The sequence below is a fragment of the Leptolyngbya sp. 'hensonii' genome, assembly GCF_001939115.1.
Taxonomy (GTDB): Bacteria; Cyanobacteriota; Cyanobacteriia.
On the sequence record NZ_MQTZ01000019.1, the window covers coordinates 18,412 to 43,627 of the forward strand.

Here is a 25,216-nt window from a genome sequence, read left to right on the forward strand (position 1 = left end):
CTTTTTTGGTTGATTCTGAGATCGGGAAGGACGGGTTCATTGATAATAAAAAAGGTGAATTTGATCCTTCTCATTCCAAAACCATGCTGAGGTCTACTGTAATGTTGCCACGATCGATTCTGCTACTACTGCCAGCCTGGTTAGGGTTTGTGTTAATGGCCTGCGGAACGATCGAGCCAAACAAAATTGCGGAAAAAATTAAAGAAGATCTCAATAAACAGGGTGGGGTTACCGTCAAAACAGTCAAATGCCCTGAAGAGGTGAATCCGAAATCAGGAGAGTCGTTTGATTGTCGGGCAGAAATTGATGTGACCAAGAGCTTTCCGATTCGGGTCAAGTTGAAAGATAACCGGGGAAATGTGGACTGGGAAGTGCTGAACACGAAGGTGATTTTGAACCTGAAGGGGCTGGAATCCCAGTTTAAAGAAGCACTCAAAACCCAGGCTGGAACCGACGTTGATGTTAAATGTGGGACGACCCCTTATCGTCTGAACAAGCCGGGTGATTCCTTTGAATGCACGATGATGAAGCAGGGTAAACCGGGTGTCATTCTGGTCAAGCTGGATCCCGAAGGGAATGTCAACTGGAATGAAGTGATTGAAATTCCTGTGGCGAAAGCACCGGAACTGGGCAAACAGGTGGGCGGGGATCAGAAAGCTGGGGGGAAAACGGGAGATAAAAATGCTGCCCAATCCAGCCCCTCAGGTACTGCTGCAACGGCGAGTCCATCGGGTGGCTCGCCCACGGCATCCCCTAGCGCAACCGCTTCCCCGACCACCGAAAATATTGTCAATCCTGGGAATGAGCTGCCGGATGTGACGAACGACTAGTGGTGGGGCAAGCTTAATCTGAGTCTGACGGCACACATATCGAATCACAGGTGCAATCAAAAATTCCCGACCGGCTTGTTTGCTGGTGATGCCCACATATCGGATACCGTCTTGAATTTGCTCATGCAAATCGGGCAGGCGATCGAGGGAGCCTGCCCGATCGGCCCTGCAATCTAGGTCAGCCAGGATATCCCTAATATCAAACGGCAGTTCAAAATACTTGCTAAAGGTGTAGGTCTCACCTGGATTGAGAGTCTTGGGTTTGCGGCCCATAGCTTTCCCTACTGCATGGATCCCTCTCTCAAGGTATCCTTTTAGGCTTTGCTGAATGCAAATATGAATTACCCTCATCCCCAACCCTTCTCCCGCAGGAGAAGGGAGCTAAAACTCTTGTTCCCTCTCCTTTGGGAGAGGGCTAGGGAGAGGGCTGCATAAGGAAGGCTCAAGCACGAAAATCATACTTCTATTCAGCAACGCCTCCTTTTACAGCCGATTGCTGATGACGAAATAGTTTTCGTTGCGAATGGCCATACCATGAGCCGGTGATGCATACCAGGTGACCACGATCGTCCCCTGTTCATCCTTGGTTGGAACCAGATTCAGATAAAGCCGAAAATTGTCTTTACTCACCTGATAAAGTGCACCATTCCCATACCTGGCTTTCATCGGCTCAATCTCGAAACCAGCGGTTTGCAAGGCTGTTTTCAGGCTGCTAAACACCTGATCCGGGGTCTGGGTTCTGACCAGCCTGATATTGCCATCGGTGGTAGAATTCAATTCCGGCAATCCTTGCGGGTTGGGGGTTTCTGCAACCTCACTGGATTTAACACTCTTGTAGAACAGTTCGGGCTTGGCAAAATCATCCGGTCTGGCGGCTAGCTCATCCACTGGTTCTGCAGTTGCCTCAGGATTGGAGGTCAGCTGATTCAAGAGGGTGGTGTATTCAGAGAACTGCGCTTGGGCTGCCTGGATATCTTCAAAGGAACGGGCTGCGTCTGCCAGCATGTAAACGGTGTAGGTGCCATCGCTCAGAATGGTCAGGGTGTGTTCCTTCCCTTCCCTGGAAACCTTGTAAACTTTCTGATTCGGTTCATCGGTTTCCGGTGTGACCTCAAAATCCTTAGAAGCCAGCCCTTTGGTTAGATAATCCGCAATTCTGGCGATATCGGCCTGAACCCTGTAGCAAGAAGGTAGACCGGCACATCCCAATCGTGCAGTGGGATAGTTGGGGAAATCAGACCGCAGTTGTTTCAGGGTTTGATTGAATTCGGCCACGATTTTGGGATTGGGATTCAGAATCGACTGCCCCGACTTGAATGTTGTTGTTGGGGTGGAAGACTGGGGTTGAGGAGCAGACTGGATGGGAGTCGCAGGCTTAACCGGCGATGTTGTCGTAGCCACAGTTTGGCTGGCGGTTGCGGCTGGTGGCGGAGAACTGGCTTTTGCAGTTGAGCTTGGAGTTGAGGGTTGACTGGCGGTTGTTGCCGAGGTCGCCGTACTGCGGGTTGTGGTTGCCTTACTGTTGGCCGATTTGACATTCGGCAACACAGTGCTTAAGGAGCCCACATTGAGGGGCTTGGTGGGCAGCTTGGTGCTACCAGGGCCAGGGGTCCCAGGTGCGCTTGGGGCGAGGGAGATCGGTGTCCGAGGGGCAGCAGGAAGTTGGGTGACCTTGATTTCCTCCTCCTTCTGCAAGGAGAGGTCCACTTTCTTCCCCTCTTTGGCCGTAGGAACAAACAAAAAGATGCCATGCAGGGCGATCGAGAGCAGCAGGATAGGACGGAGCAGACCGATCGGACTGGAGGTATTGTTCAGCGGATAGGATGATGAGGTCATAGTTTCAGTAACCGTCGATCGGCAAAGGGGGCTTTTCGGGTTTAGTGGGATGGGAATTGTTGTGGAAGGTGGGCTCGTACCAGACCTGACGGTAAATCAGTTCCAATTCATTGCCGACTTCCGAGAAGTAGTCTATCTGCCTCGCCTGCAGAGTAACCATGACCCGGAAGATCGCTAGGGCGATGATCGCCACCACCATGCCTGCTGCCGTTGCGATCAGGGCTTCCCCAATTCCAGCGGCAGCTTTGGTTGCTCCTTCTGAGGTGCCGCCACCGCCAATATTGAGGTTGTTGAAGGTTCGGATCAGGCCGGTCACAGTTCCCAGCAGACCGAGAAGGGGGGCAATCCCCACGACGGTTTCCAGAAACTTGTCGCCCTTGCGCATCTGGACAAATTCTTTATCGGCTGCTGTTTCCAGGGCAAGGCGGAAGGTGTCGGGGGTGGGTTGCTTCAATTTTAGCGGAGCCAGGAGGAACCGACCGATGGCTAGGGATTGAGCCCGTTCTGAGATCGCGACGGCCTTGTTCAGGTCATGACGGGCTGCTTCCAGCACATCATGGACAATTTGCTGTTCCTGACTGAGGAGCTGGAACCAGAACCAGGTGCGCTCTAATGCTGTGGCAATGGAAGCAATAGACAGACCGACCAGCGGTATCATTACTGGGCCACCTTCTCGTACCAGGTCATAAATTCTAGACATTAGATCTCAGCAACCGCTTTTTCTGAATTCTTCCGGCAGGCTCCTCCGCTATCAGAATACCTGAACTGCCCCAGGGGATTCGTTAAGGGAACGTTAACGCCATACTTTCTGATGCTTCTCTACAGTAGCGAGTAGGGGTGAATTTTTAAGTCGTCGGGGCGACATTGACTTGCCCCAAAATCTCTTACCGCTGTTTTTCGTCGCTTCAACCGATAATAGAACAGGGTTTACATTTCTTCAACTATGGCCAGAGACCTGCGTGGATTTCTCAAACTTCTGGAGCAACGAAAGCAGTTGCGTCGGATCACCGTGCCCGTAGATCCCGATTTAGAGATTGCTGAAATTTGCAATCGGATGTTGCAACAGGGGGGACCCGCCCTGCTCTTTGAGCAGGTTAAGGGGGCAGCCTATCCTGTGGCCGTGAATGTGATGGGCACGGTAGAGCGGATCTGTTGGGCGATGAATATGGAGCAGCCTGAGGATCTGGAGGTGCTGGGGCGAAAGCTGAGCCTGTTGCAACAACCCAAGCCGCCTAAAAAGCTGGCCCAGGCGATCGAATTTGGCAAAGTCCTGTTTGATGTGCTCAAAGCGAAACCAGGGCGCGATCTCCTGCCCGCCTGTCAGCAGGTTGTGATGCGGGAAGAGAACCTGGATCTGAATCAGATCCCCATGATCCGTCCCTACTCCGGTGATGCAGGGAAGATCATTACCCTCGGCCTGGTGATCACGAAAGACTGTGAAACCGGAATTCCCAACGTGGGCGTTTATCGACTCCAGCTCCAGTCGGCCAAAACCATGACAGTCCACTGGCTTTCCGTGCGGGGCGGGGCCAGGCACCTGCGCAAAGCCGCCGAGCGAGGGCAGAAGTTGGAGGTGGCGATCGCCCTGGGCGTGGATCCTCTGATCATTATGGCAGCGGCTACGCCCATCCCCGTTGATCTGTCGGAATGGCTGTTTGCCGGTCTGTACGGGGGGTCGGGGGTGAACCTGGCCCGTTGCAAGACCCTGGATCTGGATGTGCCAGCGGATGCGGAAATTATCCTGGAGGGCACCATTACCCCCGGTGAGGTTTTGCCGGATGGACCCTTTGGTGATCACATGGGCTACTACGGTGGGGTAGAAGACTCGCCCCTGATTCGCTTCCACTGTATGACCCACCGCAAAGATCCGATCTACCTGACCACCTTCAGTGGTCGTCCCCCTAAGGAAGAGGCGATGATGGCGATCGCCCTTAACCGCATCTATACCCCCATCTTGCGACAGCAGGTGCCGGAGATTACGGATTTCTTCCTGCCGATGGAAGCCCTCAGTTATAAAGCGGCCATTATTGCGATCGACAAAGCCTATCCCGGTCAGGCGCGGCGGGCTGCCCTGGCTTTCTGGAGCGCCCTGCCCCAGTTCACCTATACAAAATTCGTGATTGTGGTGGACAAGACCATCAATATTCGCGATCCCCGACAGGTGGTCTGGGCGATTAGTTCCAAGGTCGATCCGGTACGGGATGTGTTTATCCTGCCGGAAACTCCCTTTGATACCCTGGATTTTGCCAGTGAAAAAATTGGCCTAGGGGGGCGGATGGGGATTGATGCCACCACCAAGATGCCTCCGGAAACCGATCATCCCTGGGGCGAGGTGCTGGAATCGGACCCGGCGGTGGCAGCGCTGGTCGATCGGCGCTGGGCTGAGTATGGACTGGCCGATCTCAACCTGGGAGAGGTTGATCCCAATCTGTTTGGCTATGAAGTGGGTAAATTCTGAAGGCAGGTGCGGTCAAATTTCTGCCAGAGCTGGCCCTGCACAGCCAGCTTACCGCCCAGACTGTCCAGGAACTTGGCCGACACGGTTATGCCTCAAGCCAACTGAATAGTTGCTCGATCGTCAGCCCAAAGGGTTCAGCAAAGGCGGGAACTGGAAGGCGATGCTCTGGGGCTTCAAAAACGGCAATGTGACTATCCGCAGAATAGACAAAGATCAGCTTTTCTTCTGGATCAACCAACCATCCCATTTGGGTGCCGTGAGCCAGACAGTGAAGAATGTTGCGGATGACTTTAGTCTGGTTTTGCTCAGGAAAGAGGATTTCGATCGTCCAATCTGGGGCGATGGCAAAGGTATTGGATACTTCGCCATTCGGCTCGCGGGGAATCCGCTCCCAGGTGAAGACGCTGATATCAGGGACAACGGAGCGATCTCCAAAGGTGCAGCGCAGTTCTGTGTAGGCGCGAGCGATGTGCTGGGGCTTGAGTACAAGGTTGATTGCAGCCCCAAGGTCAAGCTGGACTGTGCTGTGTTTTCCCTGAGGTATGGGTTTCTGGATAATTTCACCGTCGATGAATTCGCTGGCGGGTTTGGTTTCTGGTAGCTTCAGGAATTCATCCAGGGTGATTGGTTTGGCAGGAGTTTGAACCATAACCGTGGGGATAGAAGTGGAATGGATGTATTGTAGCTCCTGCAAAATTCATGGGTTTCTAGCGGCATCGTAATTTCTAACAGCCCATCATCGTAGGTCAGGCGAGCACCACGGGCTTGAGGCAGCGCATGCAGAATTTGGAGATACGCTTCCCAGGATAGGCCCTGCAGGGCAACAGGCTGCTCCCCAACGGGCTGTAATTCCGCTTTCGGTGCAATATCTCTGATCATTGAAATCGGTATTGTTCCCGATCGTACCCATGATCCGGTCCTCTGAGAGGGGGAATGCTGGTGGCAAACAGACTTTGTAACCGCAACAATTCTGCTCCAGCCTGAAACAGCAGATCCCCTTTGCCCAGTAAATGGGCTGCTTCCGTCTGCTTGCCCCCCAAGATAATCATGGAATCTGCTTCACTGGCAGTTCGGAGGGCAACTCTACCAGGTAGATTGGACCGAATGATCGGAGTCACGATCGTCGCCTCTGGGCGTTGTGTGGCAATGATCAGGTGAATTCCGGCAGCCCGTGCCATCGCCCCTAATCGTTTGATGCTCAGCTCCAGTGCTGCTTTCATTTCTTTCTCGGCCATGAAATCGGCATACTCATCAAAGATGCAGACGATGCGGGGCAGCAGGCGCTCCGGTTGCTGCTGGTTATAGCTGCTCAGGTCCGAACAGCGATGTTGCTCAAATTTGCGGTACCGGGATGCCATTTCTACCGTCAGGGATTCCATCAGATCGATCGCCGCCTCCCCCTCCTTCACGATCGGTTGATACAGCCAGGGAATGCGTTCAAACTCTGGAAAGGTGACCCGCTTCGGATCGACCAGCGCAATTTTGAGCTGGTCGGGGGGCTGACTGATCAGCAAGCTGAGCAGCAGCGATCGCAGAAACTCGCTCTTCCCACTGCCCGTGGTGCCGCCGATGAGAAAATGGCAGGTATTTGGATCGGACAGATCCGCCTGAACCAGTTGCCCCTCCAGATTGACCCCGATCGCAATTTGGGTGGGGGCGGTCGGGGACAGGCTTTGAGACTCCAGGTAGTCGTCAAAATGGGCCGTCTGCCGATCGGGACGGGGTAAATCGATACTTACATACCCGGCCTGGGGCGCAATCAGAGGGGGCTGGGCAATCCCCAACTGCACCCGCAGATCATCCGATAACTTCAGGATGGCATTGACCTTAACACCAGGATTGGGCTTCAATTTTACCCGGATGAAGGCAGGCCCGATCGCCGCACCGTGGTAGGTTACGCCAATGCCGAAGGCCCGCAGAGTGTTGACCAATGCCTGGGCTGTGGTCTCCACATTCGGTGGCGATGGTTTTGGCTGTTGCTTGGGGGCTGTGGTTTTCCGGCTGCGACCTGGGGTGGCCTCCCCTGGTACAAAGAAGGTCTGGCAGCGAGTCCGTTGGGGACAGATCTGACACAGTTCCGGTTGGGCTGTAGCGGGAGGTGGATCGGGCTGTCCTGGTTGCCAACTCATCCAATGGCCCATCTGTTGCAACTTGTGCGGTAGCATCTGATGCAGGGTCTGCTCCAGTTCATCCCAGGTAAAGGTTAATTCCTTCCAATCCGGGAGAACGCTGTAGACGGCTGAATCGATCGGAACGCCCACCTTTTCGCGCAACATCGTGCTGTAGAGGGCCACCTGCACCAGTTGCGCCGATGGATCGGGGGACTGGTAAGTTTTATATTCCACAATGCAGAGGCGATGGCGATCGAAGTCATAGACGAGGCTATCAAAGCGACCTCTGACGAGCTGTTGCCCCCCATTCGGCAAGGGGAAGCAATGCTGCACCTGGAGTTCCTGCCCCAGAAAGGTCTTCTGGAGCACTTCCGTTGCGGTACAAAAGCGGCGATTGCTCACCAGTAGTTCTACCCAGCGCTGAATCAGGCTGGTCAGGCCCTGCCAGAGATGTTGCAGGGCTGGGGCTTTGCTGGGGTCTGTCTGGATAGCCGATCGCAGATAGGGAAAAAACACCTGATTGTAAAACAGCTCCCGCATTTGGATGGCGATCGCGTCTTCCTCCAGTTCTGCTGGTGAAGGTTCCAGAAACTGCTGAAACTGGGGCTCTTGCAGAGCGGTCTGGATGAATCGATCGGAAAGGTCATGGAAGGCATGACCGATGCCCAACGTCTCAGCATCTGGCAAAAACACGGTCATCCCACCAAAATGGTGGGCCAGATAGAATAAGCGGGCACACTCAAACGCCACCCGAACTTTGGTGACACTCAACGGTGGATTTTCGGATGGGGCTGTTTGATTCACAGGCTGGGGAGACAGGAGCTGTCTCTTCACAGTGGCGGGTTTTAGGAGAGTGAGGGTGCAGTCAACCTTCTCGACCGGTTATACCGATCTCGTGGGAGGATGAAATCCCTTATCCCCTCCTGGGCGGAGTGGCCCGCAGGGCCGAGATCGGTCATGCAGATGCCCTAGCCTGACGGCTTGACTGGGACCAGACAAATAATCTGTTCTTCCAGAGGGGCTGTCTCATCCAGGATATCAATTTGGTGTTCCTGGCAAAGATCCTGAATCAGGGTCTGGATCTGGTCATCCTTTAATTTCGGAAACAGGCTAAACAGGTTTTGCACCACCACTTTCCGGGCAATGAGATGATGGGTTTTGACAAAATTCAGCAGAAACGCTTTCTCCCGATCGAGGGTTTTAGCGGTAGACACTGAGACCGCCGGGATGATGCCCAAATCCTGGAGCAGACAGCACCCTTGCATCACCCCAGATTGCCGGATCAGAGCTTCCAGATCCCCGATCGTCAGAGTTTGCCCCGCCACTACTAATTCTTCGGCATGAACTGCATTCACCAGGCGATCGTAGGTGGCTAGGTGATGGACTGATTCCAGATCCGGCTGAATATGCTGATTCCGGGGGGTGTCCACGAACAGCTTTTGGTAGAGTTTATGCCCTTGATTAGGGGCTTTGCCCGTCTTCTCGGCTCGAATCAAATAAAGGGCTTGACAGACCCCTTTCTCGGTCTCCTTACGGCAGTCATCCATCATGTGGAAGAAACTTTTCATATTAGAGGTTTCCGCCCAAACCAGCCCCACTTTTTGCTGCCGTTTTTTATCCCGGTAGGAACAGGAATAGCTGGCGTAAATTTTGCTGGACAATAACTTGGGCCGAATTTCTTTCACCTGGAAGGCTGCTAGGGTCCGAGAGAGCATGGAAATCAATTCCGGAGACGAAAATTGGGCGATCCGCACCACTTTTTGTTCTGTTTTTCTCAATTCCTGCTCCCAGAGCAACTTGAAAGCCGCGATCTCGTCCACTGGGGGCAGCCCTGTGGCTCTCTCGGTCTGGGTTTTGGCCCGACGTGAGGCAGATGGGGTCTGTCCTGTCGTGAGTCTGGACCGGCTCGGTGTGGAAACGGGTGGGGCTGTTGCAGCAGCAGGCGGGGTGTTCTGGGGGGGGAGATCGGCTGGGCCAACTGGACTAGTGAACAGGGCTTGTCCCAGGAGTTTGTGGCTGCGGAACAATTCTTCCCCCAGGGTCAGGGCTAGTCGGGGTGTGGTTTTCCCGCCTGCATACTTTTGTTCCAGGATGCTGCGATTCAGGGGATAGAGGGTAGATTCGGGTCTGGGTTCAGCCTGCTGGTGAAGCGGGAGAAGGCGACTTTCCCAGAGTGCTGCTGCCTGGTCTAGGGTAATGGGTTTGAGGACGATCGCTTTCTCAACCCGATCTCGATCGGATTGTTGAATCCGATGGCCATTCTGCTTCCAGGTATTGGTCACCAGACTGATAAGAATCAGAAAATTCTTGAAGCCCTCATTGTGAAATGTGGTGTTGATGTTAAAAACGGGTTGGATATCGGCAGAACCATCGGGTAGCAGTTTGCTTTCAATTTGATCAAAGCACAGCACAATGGGATAGGTAGAGGTGGAGATCTTACCCAGATTCGCCAGCAATCCCTGAGCCGCCGCTTCACTATCCACGGACTGCTTCAACGCCAGATCTCGGAGCTCTTCTTCATCTAAATCATCGCCCCGCAGCCAGTTACAGGCACTGAAATAGCGATCGGCAACTGTGAGGTTATAGAGCACCCCAAAAAATTCTTTCGCTTGATAAATTCCGGTAGGATACGCCTGTTTCAGGCTATTGATAAAGGCAGTCCGCTGACCCAGGAGCTTCTGAAATAAACCGGGATTCTCGAAAACAGAGAGGCTCTTGAGCCAGAGGAGAAGTTGGGATTCCTGTTGCCCTTCTGGCTTCTGCATCAGACTGTCCACGGTCTGACGCAGGGTATGACGCCAGAGGTGGTCATTGTCTATAAAGGGTGGCAGGTAGACAAAAAAGGCTTTGTCATTGAGCTGCTGCTTTAACCGCTTCAGGACGTAGCTTTTGCCCGTTCCCGGGTCTCCGGCCAGCAAGATAGTGCGGGTCCGGTGGTCCTGGGCCACCTGCAGAAGAAACTGGGTGATGGCGTCAATCACCCCTTGATGAATGGATGCAACCGTGGCTGTGGCAGCCTGATTTTCTTCCTGCCAGAAGTTACCGGTTTTGAAGGTTACCGGATCAAAAGGATTAGCGGCACGTTGAATAATTTCCTCGATCGTGGCCACAGGCATCTCTCCACATAGGTTCAGGCTCCAGCCAGGGGTATGGTTATCGGTGGGATCTACCTCAGGACGCCTCGTTGACCACCAGAAAAAAGAGGGGACCCCCACAATCTTGGGGGATACCGGCCTGAATTTCTTCTAAAGTGTAGTGAACCGATTCTACCAAGGCACTGATCTCCAACTGATCCTGACGCTGCAATCGGTAAAGCACCTGATCGAGCTCATCTCTGGATAAAACTGCTTCTAATTTACGCCGGAGATGAAAAATGGGTAAGTAATTATCGGTCCCAGCCGCTCGATCGAGGTCACGAATCATCTGCAGAATGTCGGCATCGGTGGGTCGATCGACGTCAAGGGGATTGGGCAGAGCTGCTGCTGAAGTTGTCCGCCGCTCCAGTTGACGGAGGAATAGCAGGTAGTTACCCAATAAATTTAGACTGATGGTGGCGCTGCCTGTGGGGTGAAATTCATCCCGAAGAAATTCAATCCCCTGATCTGTGAGCCAGACTTCGGTGATCTGGAACTTCTCGACCTTAATCAGTCCCCGGGTCTCCAGATCTTGGATGGTGTTCTGCCGTTCCTCAGCAGAAAACTTTTTCCCGGGAATCTCACTGGGAACGATCGACTTGGCTTCACAGGCTTTCAGAATTGCCCTTTGATGCTCAGTTAAGGGCAGGCCAGTCATATCCTGTTTCAGCATTCCCTTCCCTGCCGGTTCAATTTTGAATTGCCCAATTTTCCGGGAGTAACGGACCAATCCTCGCTCCGTCAGCTCTTTGCAAATTCTGATCTTTTCGTTCAAATCAATCTTGCTAAAAGGAGCCCGGTAATCCTGATATTTCAGCAGCCTGAGCACAAATTTGAGTTCGCTGGCGTTCATAGATCACTGAGTTGAAGCATTTGTGCCTAGCTTACACCGCAACCCCTGCAGGCAAAACTGTCCTGATTGATACCCTGGCACCCGAAACTTGGGAGTAACCGGTCAAGAAGTGCAGTTTTATTCTGATGAAGGCTGGATCGAAGAGAACGGGACTGACGGGGCTCGAACCCGCAACTTCCGCCGTGACAGGGCGGTGCTCTAACCAATTGAACTACAGTCCCATTTGAGCGCGAAATCTAATTTAACAAGCTTTGAAGAAATATGCAATGGGATCAGGGAAATCTTCTTGAGATCTCAGAACCAGGAGCGCATATTGCTAAAGCGGTAACAATGCCCGTTGGCAGGTTGGGCAAACTGCGTGAATGGTGAGCTGGCAATCCAGCAGGTGGTACCCCTCCTTCTGGGCTGTTTTGCTGCCCACCTTCAGAATAGAGTCACTTTTGAATTCGATCGTCTTATTGCATCGGACACAGATGAGATGGTGATGGTGATGGGGATAGGGTTGATTCAGCTCGTAGTGCTTATGCCCCTCAGCCAGTTCCAGTTCCCGCAAGATACCCATCCGCGCCATCAGCTTCAAGGTGCGATAGATGGTGGATAAACTGATTTGCTCCCCTTCTTCCTGCAAGAGATTGTAAAGATCCTCTGCGCTCAGGTGATTCCCTTCCGGCAGATTTTGAAAGACTTGCAGAATGGTTTCCCGTTGGGGAGTCAAGCGCCAGCCTCGATCGTTCAATTCTGCTTTCAGCGATGTTGCAGTGTAGGGTGCCATGGATAGCTTTCTCAGCAAAGAACTGCTTATTGAGAAAGAATACACAATCCTGACATGATTTGCAAGAAAGACTGCTTATTGAGAATGCTCTATGGTATCCCTGAGGTTTTGCTGATTGAGCCTTGGATGACCCATTGTTCGGCCAGGAAAATTTTGACGGCTCGAAGACCCGCAAAGGTTAACCCCAAGCACTGGCCTGGATTTTAACGACCCGTCCATTAAAACTGACTGACCACTAGGTATGGACAGTGCCATCGGGCATGATCGTGCCACTCAGGTTGACATCCTGCAGTTCTGTGTCCACGATCGTGGCCCGACGCAGGTTGGTATCCATTAAAATAGCTTGTTTGAGCAGAACATCCGTCAGGTTGGCCCAGCTTAAGTTAGCCCGGTAGAGATTGGCTCCACTCAAGTCCGCCCCCCGCAGATTCGCCCAGCTCAGATTTGCCCCCCGCAAATTGGCCTGACTGAGGGCAGCCCAGCGCAGATTCACGCCGCTTAAGTCTGCTTTGCACAAATCGACTCCCACCAGTTTGGCCCCTTCCAGGATGGCCCCGGTCAGGATGGCATTGGTGAGGTTAGCCTGTTCTAAAAGGGCGCGACTCAGGTTAGCCAGGGTGAGATTGGCCCCGGCCAGGCTTGATTTATGCAGGGAAGTTTCGACCAGCTTGGCTCGACTGAGATTCACCTCATGTAAATCCAATCCACTCAGATCGGCCCCACTCAGATTGGTCTCACTCAAATTGACGTGGATGACTTTTGTGCCCCGCAGGTTCGCCTCACTTAAACTGGCTCCCCTAAATCCAGCCTCACTTAAGTTGGCCCCAATTAAGTTAGCCCCATCCAGATGGGCAGCCCCCAGGTTTGCCTGACTCAGGTTTGCCCCACCCAGATTTGCCCCCCGCAAACTGACCTCGGCGAGATTGGCCCCGCACAGGTTGACGCCACACAAACTGACCTGATCCAGACAGACTCTCGCCAGATTAGCATCATGGAAGTCTCTCTCTCCTGATGTGTACCGCTCCAGCAGTTCCTCTGCATTCATCGTTAATGAGCCTCAACCATGCTGTGGAAAACCAGGTGAAAATCCAAGTGGTTCTCAGTCTATATTGCCCATCCCTTAAGCGTAACGTTACAGGGCAGGAAACCAGATGCCCTGCTTCATATTCCGAAATACGAGAGCTGCTGAACAGAATCCAGCAACTGGGGAGGTAGCAGCCTCTTGTTTCCGTTCAGGCCGATCGCGGTTCAGAAAAACGGGTGATGGGGCAGGAAGACTGCAACAGTTGCCGCAAATCGGGAGCCGTAAAGTCTTGTACAGCCAGAACCACCCCTAGAGCATACAGATCCTCAGGGGGATGAGTTGTAGCCAGACCTACGGTGCGGAGACCTGCCCCGATTGCCGATCGCACCCCAGTTGGAGAGTCTTCAAAGGCTATCGCTGCCTGGGGCTCTAGATTCAGACGTTGCAGCGCTACCTGATAGGGGAGAGGATCTGGTTTGCCCCGTTCCAATTCCTCAGCCAGAACGATCGTATCGAAGCGATCGGCTAGCCCCAGCACACCCAACATAAACGCTGCATTCTCCACAGGAGCATTCGTCACCACAGCCGTTTTCAAGCATTGCGACTCTGCCCACCGCAAAACTTCTGCAACCCCAGCTAGGGGCTGCAGTTCCCCAGTAGCCCGGCGTCGAAACTCTGCTTCTTTATCGGCACTCAGGGCTAACCGCTGTGCCTCTGAAAGCTGAGGCAGCAGATCGGCTGTAATTTGAGCATTCAAGCGACCACTGAAACGGGCCTTATAGAACGGACGATCGATCTCCAGCCCATACCCTCGCATCAGATCCTGCCAGGTGCGGAAATGAATTGGGTCCGTATCCGCCAGCGTCCCATCCAGGTCAAAAAGCAGAGCCTGCAGCATTGGGTTCTCCTGTAACCATCGCCTATCAGTCTACTGCTGTGTAACGCAAGATTTCGAACCCAACATAGACCCCAGAAGCGCCAATCTCAGGGATTGCAGCGCCTCTGCGGTGATGCCCCTACCCAGCCGCCACCAGGCTAACCGCCATTCTTCGCTTTCCCATTCCCATTCCCATTCCCATTCCCATTGGTCATCAGAATCCGTTCAGTCAGCTTCTCTGGAACTTCTTGTAAATGATCAAACTCCCAGTGGAAGGACCCAACCCCCAGGGTCAACGATCGCAGCTCCACAATCATGTCTTGCATTTCAGCCTGGGGAATTTGGGCCAGCACCCGGTCCCACCCAGCCCAGCCTGCCTTGGCCTCATAACCCAGCACCTGACCCCGTCGGCCACTGACCAGGCGCAGGATTTTGGAGGTATAGTCCGTCGGTACGGAGATTTCGATCGCCAGAATCGGTTCCAGCAGAGTGGGCTCACACTGACGCATCCCCTCCTGCATGGCAATCCGAGCCGCCTGTTTGAACGCTTGCTCCGAGCTGTCAACCGAGTGATAGGAACCATTGGTCAGGGTCACGGCCACATCCACGACTGGGAAACCCAGGGGACCGTGGTGCAGGGATTCCCGCACCCCCATTTCTACACCGGGGATATACTGCCTGGGGACCACCCCCCCCACGATCGTTTCGTTGAAGCGAAAGCCTGCTCCCCGATCGACCGGTCGAATATCCAGATAGACATCCCCAAACTGACCATGTCCACCGGTTTGATGCTTGTAACGTCCGTGGGAGGAGGTGGCACGGCGAATGGTTTCCTTGTAGGGAACCTGCGGTAAATGGGTGGTCATGGGCAGATTATATTTCCGTCGCAGTCGGTCCAGAGCCACTTGCAGATGAATATCCCCTTGCCCCCAGAGAATGACTTCGTGGGTGTCCCCATGTTGTTCCCAGGCCAGGGCAGGGTCCTCTTCCAAAAGCTTGACCAGAGCGCCACTGATCTTCACTTCATCGTTCCGCTTTTCAGGGGCGATCGCCAGGGCAAACACCGGTTCCAGTTGTCCAGCACGGGGCAGTTCAGAGGCCAGGGTCATGGCTGTATCGGCAGAGAGGGTGTCCCCTGTCTTCACCCCATCCAGACGGCTGATGGCAATGATGTCACCTGCCTGAGCGATGGTCAGAGACTGGAGTTGTTGACCCATCATGCGATAGAGGCCACCAGCCCGAACGCCATTGAAACTCATGCCATCGGTCAAGCTTCCCTGCCAGATTCTCACCAGGGAGAGCTTACCAGCCTGGGGAGAACAATAGGTCTTCAGCACCTGGGCCAACGGCACAGGGGTATTCAACGTAATGCCTCGTTGCTCAGCGGTGGTTTCTGGTTCTGGGGCTTCCCGCAGCAGGGCCTGGAGCAGAGGTCGGACTCCATAATCCTGACTGGCGACACCCAAAAATACCGGCACAATTAAATCGGCCCCCAGATCCATCTTCAGATCCTGCAAAATTTCTTCTTCTGGAGGGTTAATTTCTTCTAACAATTCTTCTAGCAAGTGATCATCAAAGTCTGCCAGGACTTCCAGCATCTCTGAGCGGGCAGCCTGTTCTTCCGCCTGGAGGGATTCGGGCAGGGGGACCGGGTCTGCCGCAGCACCTGGATGATATTGGTAAGCTTGCTCACTCACCAGGTCAATAAACCCGACCAGTTCTTCGCCGCGACTGATGGGATATTGATGGGGAACCAGGGGCCGACTGGAAACTAGCTTAACTGCATGGAGAACATCCATGAAGGCCGGGGCATGACAGGCTTCGCCGCTGCAGGCCCGATCCATTTTGTTGATGAAAAGCAAATGGGGAATTTTCCAATCATCCAGAAACTTAAACAGGGGAGCCAGGGTCAGGACTCGATCGGGGCTGGGCTCACAGACAACAATGGCTGCATCAACGCCGATCAGAGCATTGTAGGTTTCCTGGGCAAACTCGATCGACCCAGGGCAATCCAGGAAATTAAAACGAATGCCGCCATACTCAGTACTGGCGGCATTTACTTCAACACTCATTTGACGATCGCGGGCCTCTGTGGCACTATCCCCCACTGTGTTTCTATCCTGCACGTTCCCTTTCCGGGAAACCGCTCCTGTGACCGATAAGAGGCTCTCTAATAGACTGGTCTTACCACTGAGATAGGGACCGACAATTGCGACGTTGCGCGAGCCTGAAACTACTTTTTCGTTCATAGGTCGCTCACCCCCATAAAAATTATTGAAACGACAAAACTGCTGTGCCCCTATTTCATGCCTGGGTGGGTTGGATTCAACCCTGACAAGACGCAGCCCTGTGCTTTGATGGAGGATTGCACAGTGACCACGGGAATCAGCATGAAACAGTCACAGAAATCTATAACGCCAATTATCGATCTGGACGGAAGGGGTTATCGAAATCACAGGTTATTTTAAGAAAAACTTAAATAAACTTTAAGAAGAAAACGTCATGCTTCATCCAGTCATTAAGAAATAAAATTGCATTTTCAATCCTTTGATACGTTTGTTAATATGGGGCACGAAAATTCTTACAAGATTTCAGGTGTAGAAGGCTGTGTCCGATACGCAATTCTCTGGATTTATGAATCGGCATTGTTTGAGGTGGATGGGAATGCTCAACCTGTTTGCTCGGGCAACTTGTCTGGCTATGGCCCTGCCGATCGCCGGAGTGACCTGCTATTCGGTGCAGGCCGTTCCCTTGCTGATCGCCCAGGATATTCAGGGGGCTGAAACAGCCTTCCAGCAGGGCCTAGAATTGATTCGGCAGGGTAAGCTGGCGGAGGCTTCCACAGCCTTTCAGCGAGCCGCCCAGCTCAATCCTAAAATGGCTGCAGCCTATTACAATTTGGGTCTCACCTTGAGGCAGCAGGGGCAGTTACAGCCAGCGGCAAATGCCTTTTACCAGGCGATCCAGGCCGATGCTAAGTTTGCTCTGGCCTATGCCAATTTGGGAGCTGCTTTGTTAGAAGGGAATAATCCCGACCAGGCCAGTGGCTATCTGCAACGGGCTGTTGAGCTTGATCCAAATCTGGGATTGGCCTACTACAATCTGGGGTTGGTGCAGGAGCAACAAGGAAAGTTAGATCAGGCTCTGACGAATTATCAGAAGGCCAGAACCCTGCTCACCAATGCGCCAGAACCTATCTATCATATCGGCGTAATTTATCAGCGCCAGGGAAAAATTAATCAGGCTTTGGAGGCGTTTCGGCAGGCCGTTCAGATTAACCCCAAATATCCCGAAGCCCAATATAGTTTGGGATCTATCCTTTTTGAACGCGGTGATTTGGATGGGGCGCTGGGCGCTTTCCGGCAAGCTGCAGAGGCCAATTCTAACTATGCCAATGCTTACTATGGGGCTGGTCTAGTTTTTATTAATCAACGGCGATTTAACGATGCCTCCCAGGTGTTGCAGTATGCCAAAGACCTGTACACAGCCCAGGGAAACCCTGAATGGGCAGCCAGGGCTGATCAGCAGCTTCGTCTGGCTAAGAGCCAGGGCAATTTGCCCCAATAGTCCTGTTCTTTTTTGCCAAGGCCATGTTGCAGCCGTGGGTTCGACCATCCTCCCGATTAGTTCCGGTTCTGTTGGCGATGACCGTGTGGTTGGCCCACTTCCTCAACTTCAGGCACTTCGGCTTGTACCACGATGACTACTATTTTGTCTCCCTGTCCCTGGAGAAGACGGGGGCAGAGATGGCGAAACGCATTGGCACGGCTCTGATCCAGTGGCCTCAGGGCAGGCCGATCGGGTTCTCAATTACGTTTCTGCTGTCCTTTATTGGCGATCACCTGGGAGGGATACCGGCAATTTATCTGCTTGCCTGTAGCCTCATCACCCTGAATACGATTCTGTTTTATCAACTGCTCCGACGGCAGCACGCTGAATTTTTCGCCCTGACCGGTGGTCTAGCTTTTGCCCTGTTTCCTGCCGATACCACCAAAATCTTTCTGACCCATGGCTTTTGCTTACAAAGTGCCCTCACCTTCTTAATTCTGGCCAGCCTGCTCTATCTGTCCGATCGTAGAGTGTTGGCCTACATCGCAATTGCTGGGTCTTTACTAGCCTACGAATCTGTGTTCACGGTTTTTTTTGCCGTACCGCTTTTGCGGGCATCATGGAATCGCCGCTTAATCAAAGAACTGGCGTTTCATAGCGCCATCCTGCTGGTGATGATGGTGATGGCGGTTCTCATCCGAAGTCTGGGTGGTGAGGGGGGAGATACCAGAGTGGCTGGGACGCTGAGTGCATTCATTTCGGGAGGTATTCCAGCCAAAATTGTGGCGGCTTTGGTGATGGGTCCCTGCGTGAGCCTGTTTCTGTTCTTGTATGGACCGATGAAGTATCTGATCAGTTGGTCTCCTGGGATCTGGATGATGGCTGCTACCTTTGCCCTCATCTTGGGTTTCTGGCTGGCCCGCACCCCGCTGGAGCAGAGTGCCCATCGGGTTTACCCACTGGCGGTGCAGTCCCGCTGGCTGACCTTAAAGGCTGACTTAAGCTTGCCCGAGGCTGATGTCAGGCTGTTGCAACTCCTCTTGACCAGTCTGATTTTGCTCAGTCTGGGATATGTCCTCTCATTTACCCATTTCCCACCCACCATAGTGCGAGGAATTCGGACCTCGACGCACTTGGCTGCAACTTTTGGGGGGTCGATGTTCTTTGCCGCCCTCTGCACGTTGCTGGTGAGTATTGCCGATCGCTATCGTCAAAAAGGAATGCTGACTTCGGTGTTAGCTTGTTATCTGGCGCTGGTCCTGGGTTATCACCAGGTGATTCAACTGGATATGCGGCAGAATTGGCAAAACCAGCGCCAGTTCTGGCAGGCGGTGATCCAACTCTGCCCCGATCTGATGGATGGCACCACCATTCTGGTGGAGCGGGAAGAACTGCCAGAGACGCTGTTTGTCTCGACCCATTCCACATTTGATCGGGGATTGTTGCAGCAAATCTTCCGATTTCCGCCAACCTGGCGACAACCGCCCCAACTTTTTACGGCACGCAAAAACTGGCCCCAACTGGATCTGAAACTTCAGGGAGATCGCTTTATCTGGCGTGATCCTTACTGGTCCTGGCTGGCTCCTGATGGCATGCCCCTACCCCCCGGAAAGATCATCGGGCTGGGTATGGTCAACGGTCAGTTGACCCGCCTGACGACCCCGATCGTCCTGGCTAACCAGCAACTTCCCTTGCAGCAGCTAAAATCTACTTCCCCGCCTGCCTGGGACCGGGGAACGTTATATGAAATCCTGATTGAAACTAATTAATGGAGTCCAGGTCAAGAGCTTTAGAACCGCCCTGTTCCAGTTGAATTAGAATCTTGCCCAGTTGGGACCAGACCAGCCAGGCTGTTCCGATTGTGAGGGGAATTGCCAGACCATAGGCGAAGACTCTGGGGAAACCAAAAACCTCCACACCAGAGGCCAGAAACAGGCAAACACCCAGACAAATGCCCAAAAAGGGAAAAAACAGTTGAAAGCCCTGCAGATTAGCCAGGGTCCGAGTGGATCGGTTTTTGGACCAGGCTTGTACTGCCTGCCGGAGCGTTGCATCAAATGCTGTACCCGAGGTGATACCCATCAACAGACCGGCAACCAGGAGAAAATAAGGGGGTTCAGGAAAGATATACACGGCACTGCTGTTATGAAACTTCAAGATCACAGTGTATCGCGAAGTGTTACTTGAACTTAAAGTTCAGGGGGGACACGGTTGGGAGTAGGGAAGCCGCTCCTGCCAGGGAAGCCCCTGTAATGGCCCCTAGGGCCACATTAAATAGGCGTCCGGGTTCCAAATCATCTTTGACGAGATTCCAGAGCCGTTGCATCTCAGCAGTGTGCAGGCGATCGTCTGCAGTAATCGCCAGAATCAGTTGCCGCCGCAGGAAGTGGCCTTCATCGGATAGGAGGTAACGCAAGCCTAATTGGGCGGTAGGAAGCAGGTCAAATGACGTATCGGACCGGGCGATTGCAATCAGGTTTTCCAGGCGATTCCATTGGAACTTACCATTTTTGAATAATACTTCCAGCAGACGGCGACGCAAATGGGGTGACTCACCGGTCAGCAGGCGTTGAGCAACGTAGGGATAGGCGACATCCACAATCTTAAAAGCTGGATTCAAGCTCAACGCCAGACCCTCTTGCGTGACCAGAGAGCGGATGATCAAGGCAAACTTGGCTGGGACTCGAAAGGGGTAGTCATACATCAACTCCGAAAAGCGATCCGTGATCGTTTTGAAGTTGAAATCCTGCACACTCTCCCCCAAAATCTCGCCTAAAACCAGTTCTAAAGCCGGTACGATTGGCCAAATATCGGTATCTGGGGCCAGGAAGCCTAGCTTAACGAAATCCTCAGCCAGATCAACATAGTCCTGATTAATCAGATGGACGACGGAATCAACCAGAGTTTCTTTGGTGAACTCTTCTAGCTGATCCATCATGCCAAAGTCGATGTAGGCCATCCGGCCATCGGCCATGGCAAACAGGTTACCTGGATGAGGATCTGCATGAAAGAAGCCAAATTCTAGGAGCTGCTGCAAGCCAGAAGTGACCCCGATTTGGATCAGGGTATCCACATCTAGCCCTGCTGCTTTCACCCGCTCTGTATCGGTTAGTTTAAAGCCGTTGATCCATTCCAGCGTCAGCACATGGCTGGTTGTGTAGCGCCAGTAAATCAGGGGCACTTTCACGCGGGGATCGTTGCGGAAATTAGCCGCAAACTTTTCAGCGTTCCGCCCTTCGTTTGGGTAATTAATTTCTTCAAATAGCTTGGTGCCAAACTCATCCACAATCAGGGTCAGATCATGGCCCAGATTCAGGGGAAGCCAGGGAGCAATCCAGCCTGCTGCCCAGCGCATCAGGTAAAGATCCAAAGAGAGGGTGGGCAATAGGTTTGGACGTTGCACCTTAACCGCAACGTCCTCTCCAGTCACCAAGCGGGCCCGATAGACCTGTCCGAGGCTAGCTGCAGCCACGGGCTGTTCAGAAAACTCACTGAAAAGCTCCTCGATCGCAGCATCCAGTTCTGATTCAATAATGGCCAAGGCAACTGAATTGGCAAAGGGCGGGAGCTGATCCTGGAGTTTGACCAGTTCTTCTAAATAATCTCGGCGAATCAGATCTGGACGGGTTGAAAGGGCCTGCCCTACCTTGATAAAGGTGGGTCCGAGATAGGTGAGCATGTGGCGAAGCTGGGTTGCCCTGTGGGGTTGATTGGTCTCGGTTTTTCCTAACCAGTTATCTAGCGCCAAACCCAGGACAAAACTCAGGAAAAAGAACACAATGGTGAGGGCTCGCCAGATTACCCTCCAGGGGCGGTAGCGATAATACTGGCCAATCTTCTCGGCATCGTAGCTTCCCATTCGAGTGAGTGAAGAATCCAGACTCACGTTTGCCATTGCCTCTTGAATATGACTGGATGGATGAAACCGTCTAGGTACATTGGGATTCAGAGAGGGTAGGGCCGATGAGGGTCCCTGTCTGAACTTGCCCTGCTCTCCCTTCTCTTTACCATTCTATTCACTAAAGTATACAAAACTACAGATACCCTGGAAGCTAAATCACCAGGATGCAGTAATTTTTAACATATGTTGCAAAGTGCTGCTGGGAGATACAGTGATTGTCACGGATAGGGGGCATCAGGGGGGAGGGACCTGCTCTCTACCTGAAAGTTTCGCGCTCCTGGCAGCATCCATGAAACTGGCTGGAGGATAGTTCAGGCCCTGTCTTGATCTGAATCGGCCATTAAAAATGGGACAGAGTGAACTTGTCCCATTTTTGATAGATTTGCTGTAATGGGAGAGCGCCATTCACCCACCCATTGGGTTAAAGATAGTTGCAGCCCAGATTACTGAATCTTGAACTCAGCGCTCTTGGTCGCTTTAGCGTCGCTGTTTTTATCGTAAATGGTGACGCTAATGGTATAGGTTCCAGGAGGGGTTTGAGGGGTGGTGTCTACGTTACCGTAAGGAGCAGGCGCAATATCATTGGCTAGCTCTACAACACCCTTATCGCCCAGTAGATTTTCTTTGGAGAGCAGGACTTTGCCACTGGAATCGGTAACTTGCACATCCATTTCGATCTTGTGCTTCCCATCTGTTCCTTTCTTAAACTTCCCAGTGTTCTTCAACACCAGGTAAACGGTTTCACCTGGTTTAAAGACATTGCTTTCAACGGGTGACAGTTGGGGCTGACCATTATTCTCACCAGTCTTCTTGGCCAGAACGGCATCTTCTACATCTAACCCTGCTGCTTCGGGAGAGGCTGGACTGGAGGAAGGAGATGAACTGGGGGAAGCGGGAGAACTGGCGGCTGTTGTTGGAGAGGGGGAGGAAGAGGTTTCATTCCCTCCACCACAAGCCGTCAAGAGGGAAGTTGCCATCAAAACGCTGGCAGCTAACAGAACTGATGTCAAAACGGAATTCTTTTTCATTGTCTGCATCCTTGCGTTGTAACACGTTCACACCTAACACCATTGCAGGGCACTCTGCAAAACCGTCTCTGCAAAACCGTAACCACTCAACAGTTTATAACCATACCTATGGGAAACAAACCCACACATCTTACTTCCGGTTAAGGCCAGTCTCAGGCGTTCTGAGGCGATCGCCCTGTCTCTGAAAGTTATAGAAACAGAGTCGAAAGTTTTCTGCCACCCCTAGGATACATATAATAGCGTCAACCGAAAAATCCCTATATTTTTCCCATGGGAAGTTTAATTCCATTGCAAGTTGAAGATCTGCTCCTGGCTCTGGGGCTGATTGTCTTGGCGATCGGGCTGTCTGCCTGGCAAAAATTGGGTCTGGAGGGGAGTTTGCTGCTGGCTGCGGGCCGTACAGGGTTGCAACTGACTATTGTGGGGTATGTGCTGGCGATCGTGTTTGAATTAAACCATCCCTGGCCAGTCCTGGCTGTCATCCTGCTCATGCTAACGATCGCTGCAAAAGTTGCCCACAATCGCATCAGTAGCGGCATTCCCCACCTGCTTCCCCTAGTTTGGGGAGCTATTTGTGTCAGTACAGGGCTGACCCTGATGTACGCCAACCTGCTGATTATTCGCCCTGAGGTTTGGTACGATCCCCAGTACCTGGTCCCGCTGGCTGGTATTGTCTTGGGGAATGCGATGAATGGTGCGGCTCTGGCGGGAGAACGGCTGGTCAGTATGATCTCAATTCGCCGTCTGGAGATCGAAACGCACCTGAGTCTGGGGGCTACTCCTGCCGTGGCGATGGCAACTTATCGTCAGGAAGCTATTCGAGCCGGGATGTTACCTACCTTGAACACGATGATGGTGGTTGGGGTTGTGACCCTCCCCGGTATCATCACTGGCCAGATGCTTGGGGGAACCAAACCCCTGGATGCTGCTGCTTACCAGATGGTGATCATGTTTATGCTGGCTTTTGTGACCCTGCTGACCACCCTGTTGGTTACAACTGGAATTTGTCGCCAGGTGTTTAATCCAGCAGCACAGTTAACCTTTTAATTCCCCAAACGAGCCTCAAGCGTCTTTGCTTTGACTGAAGTAGTCCCCAATTCTGAAGCTGGGGGTCGTTTCCAGTTGTTTTAACATCGATCGGGTAATTAATTTACCCTCTTCAACCAGCACCTGACCTGTAACCGGGTGGAGGAGATTCTGGTCAGCTCGTCTTCCAATCAGGGCCTCAATATCCTGCAGAGAGTTCACGTACATACCAGGTGGGAGTTCTACGATCACCCCATTGGCAAGAACTCTGGACTGGCAGGCTAAACGAGAATTGGGTTTGCAGGTAGTAATGACTTCCAGAGTTCGCTGTTCCCGTCGATTCATGGGTGAAAGTGCTTCCATCCCTTCTTTGACATAGACATGGCAGGTAGCGCACATGCCTCGCCCACCACATTCCTTCAGAACGTCCAGATCCTTATTGAGAAGAATGGAAAGGAGGGTGCCGTTTGTCTCAATTTCAGTTTGCTGGGAAATCGGTTCCAATCTGACGATCTTGACCATGGTCTTTATCTCTAGTTAAATAAAACTTTGGGATGGTTATGAGTCATCTGTCACTCACTTGACGGCTGCTCTCGCAAAGCAGTTGATAGATATCTCTATACAAAAAGTAACGCCCCATCAGCGATGTTGTACCCATGACCATAGGACGTATGACTCACGATCGATACCATGACCCTCAAAGCAAAAGCAGCTTTTGACGATCGCTGAGTGCGCCCTGATCCACAATGGTCGGGAAGTCGCGAATGACTTGGGAGCAGCGCTTGATAAAAGCAGCGACCCACCCCCGCACAGCCTGGTGCTGTTGTGGATTCAGGTTGGCAGAGGATGATGGGTCCGCAAAGGAAATTTTGGCGGCGCGATCGATTTGAAAACTTTGCAGCCAATCATCCCGGGGACGACTGGATTTCCAGTAGTTAGTGATCACTGCTGTGCCCAGGTATTGGGTTGTAAACTGGCTGAGGGCGTTTAAGGCTGCTAACATCTCCTTCAATTCAATCTGTAATTCTAATCCGTGCTCAACAGGGGAAGGAGGGTCTGGCAGTTCAGGATTGTGCCTTTCCAGCGAGTTAGGAAGTAAGTTCTTGGCAGGAGCTTTGGGTAGGGGGAGATCGGTTGTTGAGCTCTGATCGATCTGAGTCACAGGGGGAGGAACGGCCTGTACGATTTCCATGGCATCAAGGGCGGGGCGAGGGTCTGCAGGTGCTTGCCTCGTTCCATTGGCAGGGGATGGGGTTGATCGTTCTGAAATTGCTTCAACTGAAGGCATGCCATTTCTGGCATCCAGATGGAGGTCTGGACTGTTGCCCATCCGGTTCTTCCAGTAGTTCTGGTTCGACATGGTCAGGTCGCTAGCAATGAGCCGAAACGTGCTCACTGCCTTAGTAACGTCCTCTCCCAAATCTGCTTTCAGGCGCTCGATCGCGTCTACATAGTCTGGATAAACCAGTTCGCTCCGGGCTAAAACTAACAGAACCATTCCTTGATCTAATTTGTAGATATAGACCTGATGTCCTGTAAATTGAAATTCAAAGGATTCGAAGTCATCGGGTGTCGTTTCAACAACCTGTGTAATTCCCTGGACCAAAGCTTCTTTTTGCTGAAAGTTTAGCGTCTGATCTACACCACAAAAGTAGGGGCGAGATCGCCCATCCATCAGGGCAACCCCGGCAATCCCCGGTAAATTTAGAAAATCTCGTACAACCTCCCGCTTCATAAGTGCTCAAACGCTAAGTTTATTTATCTTGATGGTGTGCCCTGAACAATTTATGTCACAAAGTATGGTGAGGAGAAAACTT

The 25,216-nt window shown here is 52.5% G+C and carries 21 protein-coding genes and 1 tRNA gene; 5 read left to right on the top strand and 17 right to left on the bottom strand.

Features of this window, described 5'->3' with window-relative positions:
- The first annotated feature begins 101 nt into the window (after positions 1-101).
- Positions 102-830: a DUF4333 domain-containing protein gene (locus BST81_RS06975; protein ID WP_171974689.1), complete on the top strand. Its 729-nt coding sequence runs from the start codon at positions 102-104 to the stop codon at positions 828-830.
- A gap of 483 nt (positions 831-1,313) precedes the next feature.
- Here BST81_RS06975 and BST81_RS06980 read toward each other — a convergent pair whose 3' ends face one another.
- Together BST81_RS06980 and BST81_RS06985 are read right to left on the bottom strand one after the other, a co-directional pair.
- Entirely contained in the window at positions 1,314-2,666 is a 1,353-nt protein-coding gene (locus tag BST81_RS06980; RefSeq protein WP_075597827.1) for a hypothetical protein, read from the bottom strand.
- Positions 2,667-2,670: 4 nt separating this feature from the next.
- On the bottom strand, positions 2,671-3,366 hold the full coding sequence (locus tag BST81_RS06985; RefSeq protein ID WP_075597828.1) for a MotA/TolQ/ExbB proton channel family protein: 696 nt from the start codon (positions 3,364-3,366) through the stop codon (positions 2,671-2,673).
- A 243-nt stretch (positions 3,367-3,609) separates the two neighbouring features.
- Between BST81_RS06985 and BST81_RS06990 the strand changes: the two genes are divergently transcribed.
- Positions 3,610-5,124, top strand: a complete 1,515-nt coding sequence (locus BST81_RS06990) for a UbiD family decarboxylase (protein ID WP_075597829.1) — start codon at positions 3,610-3,612, stop codon at positions 5,122-5,124.
- Positions 5,125-5,209: 85 nt separating this feature from the next.
- On the opposite strand, the gene BST81_RS06995 is transcribed toward BST81_RS06990, so the two are convergent.
- The 10 genes from BST81_RS06995 to BST81_RS07040 form a co-directional block, all read right to left on the bottom strand.
- Complete coding sequence (locus BST81_RS06995) at positions 5,210-5,773, bottom strand: Uma2 family endonuclease (RefSeq protein ID WP_075597830.1); 564 nt, start codon at positions 5,771-5,773, stop codon at positions 5,210-5,212.
- On the bottom strand, positions 5,728-6,003 hold the full coding sequence (locus BST81_RS07000; protein ID WP_253188128.1) for a hypothetical protein: 276 nt from the start codon (positions 6,001-6,003) through the stop codon (positions 5,728-5,730). Before BST81_RS07000 ends, BST81_RS06995 begins: the two co-directional genes overlap by 46 nt.
- Positions 6,000-8,069: a DNA translocase FtsK gene (locus BST81_RS07005; protein ID WP_083636709.1), complete on the bottom strand. Its 2,070-nt coding sequence runs from the start codon at positions 8,067-8,069 to the stop codon at positions 6,000-6,002. Before BST81_RS07005 ends, BST81_RS07000 begins: the two co-directional genes overlap by 4 nt.
- Positions 8,070-8,203: 134 nt before the next feature.
- Entirely contained in the window at positions 8,204-10,345 is a 2,142-nt protein-coding gene (locus tag BST81_RS07010) for an AAA family ATPase (protein WP_075597989.1), read from the bottom strand.
- A gap of 61 nt (positions 10,346-10,406) precedes the next feature.
- The gene (locus BST81_RS07015; protein ID WP_075597832.1) at positions 10,407-11,222 is read right to left on the bottom strand and encodes a hypothetical protein; all 816 of its coding nucleotides are present in this window, start codon (positions 11,220-11,222) and stop codon (positions 10,407-10,409) included.
- Between the two features lie 147 nt (positions 11,223-11,369).
- Positions 11,370-11,443, bottom strand: a tRNA-Asp gene (locus tag BST81_RS07020).
- 95 nt (positions 11,444-11,538) lie between these two features.
- A complete protein-coding gene (locus tag BST81_RS07025) occupies positions 11,539-11,994 on the bottom strand; it encodes a transcriptional repressor (protein ID WP_075597833.1) in 456 nt (151 codons plus the stop codon).
- A 235-nt stretch (positions 11,995-12,229) separates the two neighbouring features.
- Entirely contained in the window at positions 12,230-13,039 is an 810-nt protein-coding gene (locus tag BST81_RS07030; RefSeq protein ID WP_075597834.1) for a pentapeptide repeat-containing protein, read from the bottom strand.
- A gap of 187 nt (positions 13,040-13,226) precedes the next feature.
- Positions 13,227-13,916 (bottom strand): HAD family phosphatase, encoded by a 690-nt coding sequence (locus BST81_RS07035; protein WP_075597835.1) that lies wholly within the window; start codon positions 13,914-13,916, stop codon positions 13,227-13,229.
- A 137-nt stretch (positions 13,917-14,053) separates the two neighbouring features.
- A complete protein-coding gene (locus BST81_RS07040; RefSeq protein ID WP_075597836.1) occupies positions 14,054-16,144 on the bottom strand; it encodes an elongation factor G in 2,091 nt (696 codons plus the stop codon).
- Positions 16,145-16,559: 415 nt separating this feature from the next.
- Here BST81_RS07040 and BST81_RS07045 point away from each other — a divergent pair, with 415 nt between their 5' ends.
- Together BST81_RS07045 and BST81_RS07050 are read left to right on the top strand one after the other, a co-directional pair.
- Positions 16,560-17,462 (top strand): tetratricopeptide repeat protein, encoded by a 903-nt coding sequence (locus BST81_RS07045; protein WP_083636711.1) that lies wholly within the window; start codon positions 16,560-16,562, stop codon positions 17,460-17,462.
- A 77-nt stretch (positions 17,463-17,539) separates the two neighbouring features.
- Entirely contained in the window at positions 17,540-19,213 is a 1,674-nt protein-coding gene (locus tag BST81_RS07050; protein WP_216351247.1) for a hypothetical protein, read from the top strand.
- On the opposite strand, the gene BST81_RS07055 is transcribed toward BST81_RS07050, so the two are convergent.
- From BST81_RS07055 to BST81_RS07065, 3 genes are all read right to left on the bottom strand, one after another.
- Positions 19,206-19,577, bottom strand: a complete 372-nt coding sequence (locus tag BST81_RS07055) for a hypothetical protein (protein WP_075597990.1) — start codon at positions 19,575-19,577, stop codon at positions 19,206-19,208. The two genes, BST81_RS07050 and BST81_RS07055, sit on opposite strands and share 8 nt — an antisense overlap.
- A gap of 46 nt (positions 19,578-19,623) precedes the next feature.
- On the bottom strand, positions 19,624-21,303 hold the full coding sequence (locus BST81_RS07060; protein WP_253188129.1) for an AarF/ABC1/UbiB kinase family protein: 1,680 nt from the start codon (positions 21,301-21,303) through the stop codon (positions 19,624-19,626).
- A gap of 485 nt (positions 21,304-21,788) precedes the next feature.
- The gene (locus tag BST81_RS07065; RefSeq protein WP_075597840.1) at positions 21,789-22,373 is read right to left on the bottom strand and encodes a hypothetical protein; all 585 of its coding nucleotides are present in this window, start codon (positions 22,371-22,373) and stop codon (positions 21,789-21,791) included.
- Positions 22,374-22,643: 270 nt separating this feature from the next.
- Between BST81_RS07065 and fetB the strand changes: the two genes are divergently transcribed.
- Entirely contained in the window at positions 22,644-23,420 is a 777-nt protein-coding gene (gene fetB, locus BST81_RS07070) for an iron export ABC transporter permease subunit FetB (protein ID WP_075597841.1), read from the top strand.
- A 15-nt stretch (positions 23,421-23,435) separates the two neighbouring features.
- Here the strand turns inward: fetB and BST81_RS07075 are convergent, their stop codons facing one another.
- The gene (locus tag BST81_RS07075) at positions 23,436-23,921 is read right to left on the bottom strand and encodes a 2Fe-2S iron-sulfur cluster-binding protein (protein ID WP_075597842.1); all 486 of its coding nucleotides are present in this window, start codon (positions 23,919-23,921) and stop codon (positions 23,436-23,438) included.
- Between the two features lie 175 nt (positions 23,922-24,096).
- A complete protein-coding gene (locus BST81_RS28415) occupies positions 24,097-25,134 on the bottom strand; it encodes a hypothetical protein (RefSeq protein ID WP_216351248.1) in 1,038 nt (345 codons plus the stop codon).
- Between the last annotated feature and the right edge of the window lie 82 nt (positions 25,135-25,216).

Excerpts from the sequence above, each read along its gene's own strand:
- BST81_RS06975 (WP_171974689.1), top strand. The coding sequence starts at position 102 with ATGTTGCCACGATCGATTCTGCTACTACTGCCAGCCTGGTTAGGGTTT.
- BST81_RS06980 (WP_075597827.1), bottom strand. The coding sequence starts at position 2,666 with ATGACCTCATCATCCTATCCGCTGAACAATACCTCCAGTCCGATCGGT.
- BST81_RS06985 (WP_075597828.1), bottom strand. The coding sequence starts at position 3,366 with ATGTCTAGAATTTATGACCTGGTACGAGAAGGTGGCCCAGTAATGATA.
- BST81_RS06990 (WP_075597829.1), top strand. The coding sequence starts at position 3,610 with ATGGCCAGAGACCTGCGTGGATTTCTCAAACTTCTGGAGCAACGAAAG.
- BST81_RS06995 (WP_075597830.1), bottom strand. The coding sequence starts at position 5,773 with ATGGTTCAAACTCCTGCCAAACCAATCACCCTGGATGAATTCCTGAAG.
- BST81_RS07000 (WP_253188128.1), bottom strand. The coding sequence starts at position 6,003 with ATGATCAGAGATATTGCACCGAAAGCGGAATTACAGCCCGTTGGGGAG.
- BST81_RS07015 (WP_075597832.1), bottom strand. The coding sequence starts at position 11,222 with ATGAACGCCAGCGAACTCAAATTTGTGCTCAGGCTGCTGAAATATCAG.
- BST81_RS07025 (WP_075597833.1), bottom strand. The coding sequence starts at position 11,994 with ATGGCACCCTACACTGCAACATCGCTGAAAGCAGAATTGAACGATCGA.
- BST81_RS07030 (WP_075597834.1), bottom strand. The coding sequence starts at position 13,039 with ATGAATGCAGAGGAACTGCTGGAGCGGTACACATCAGGAGAGAGAGAC.
- BST81_RS07035 (WP_075597835.1), bottom strand. The coding sequence starts at position 13,916 with ATGCTGCAGGCTCTGCTTTTTGACCTGGATGGGACGCTGGCGGATACG.
- BST81_RS07040 (WP_075597836.1), bottom strand. The coding sequence starts at position 16,144 with ATGAACGAAAAAGTAGTTTCAGGCTCGCGCAACGTCGCAATTGTCGGT.
- BST81_RS07045 (WP_083636711.1), top strand. The coding sequence starts at position 16,560 with ATGCTCAACCTGTTTGCTCGGGCAACTTGTCTGGCTATGGCCCTGCCG.
- BST81_RS07050 (WP_216351247.1), top strand. The coding sequence starts at position 17,540 with ATGACCGTGTGGTTGGCCCACTTCCTCAACTTCAGGCACTTCGGCTTG.
- BST81_RS07060 (WP_253188129.1), bottom strand. The coding sequence starts at position 21,303 with ATGGGAAGCTACGATGCCGAGAAGATTGGCCAGTATTATCGCTACCGC.
- BST81_RS07065 (WP_075597840.1), bottom strand. The coding sequence starts at position 22,373 with ATGAAAAAGAATTCCGTTTTGACATCAGTTCTGTTAGCTGCCAGCGTT.
- fetB (WP_075597841.1), top strand. The coding sequence starts at position 22,644 with ATGGGAAGTTTAATTCCATTGCAAGTTGAAGATCTGCTCCTGGCTCTG.
- BST81_RS07075 (WP_075597842.1), bottom strand. The coding sequence starts at position 23,921 with ATGGTCAAGATCGTCAGATTGGAACCGATTTCCCAGCAAACTGAAATT.
- BST81_RS28415 (WP_216351248.1), bottom strand. The coding sequence starts at position 25,134 with ATGAAGCGGGAGGTTGTACGAGATTTTCTAAATTTACCGGGGATTGCC.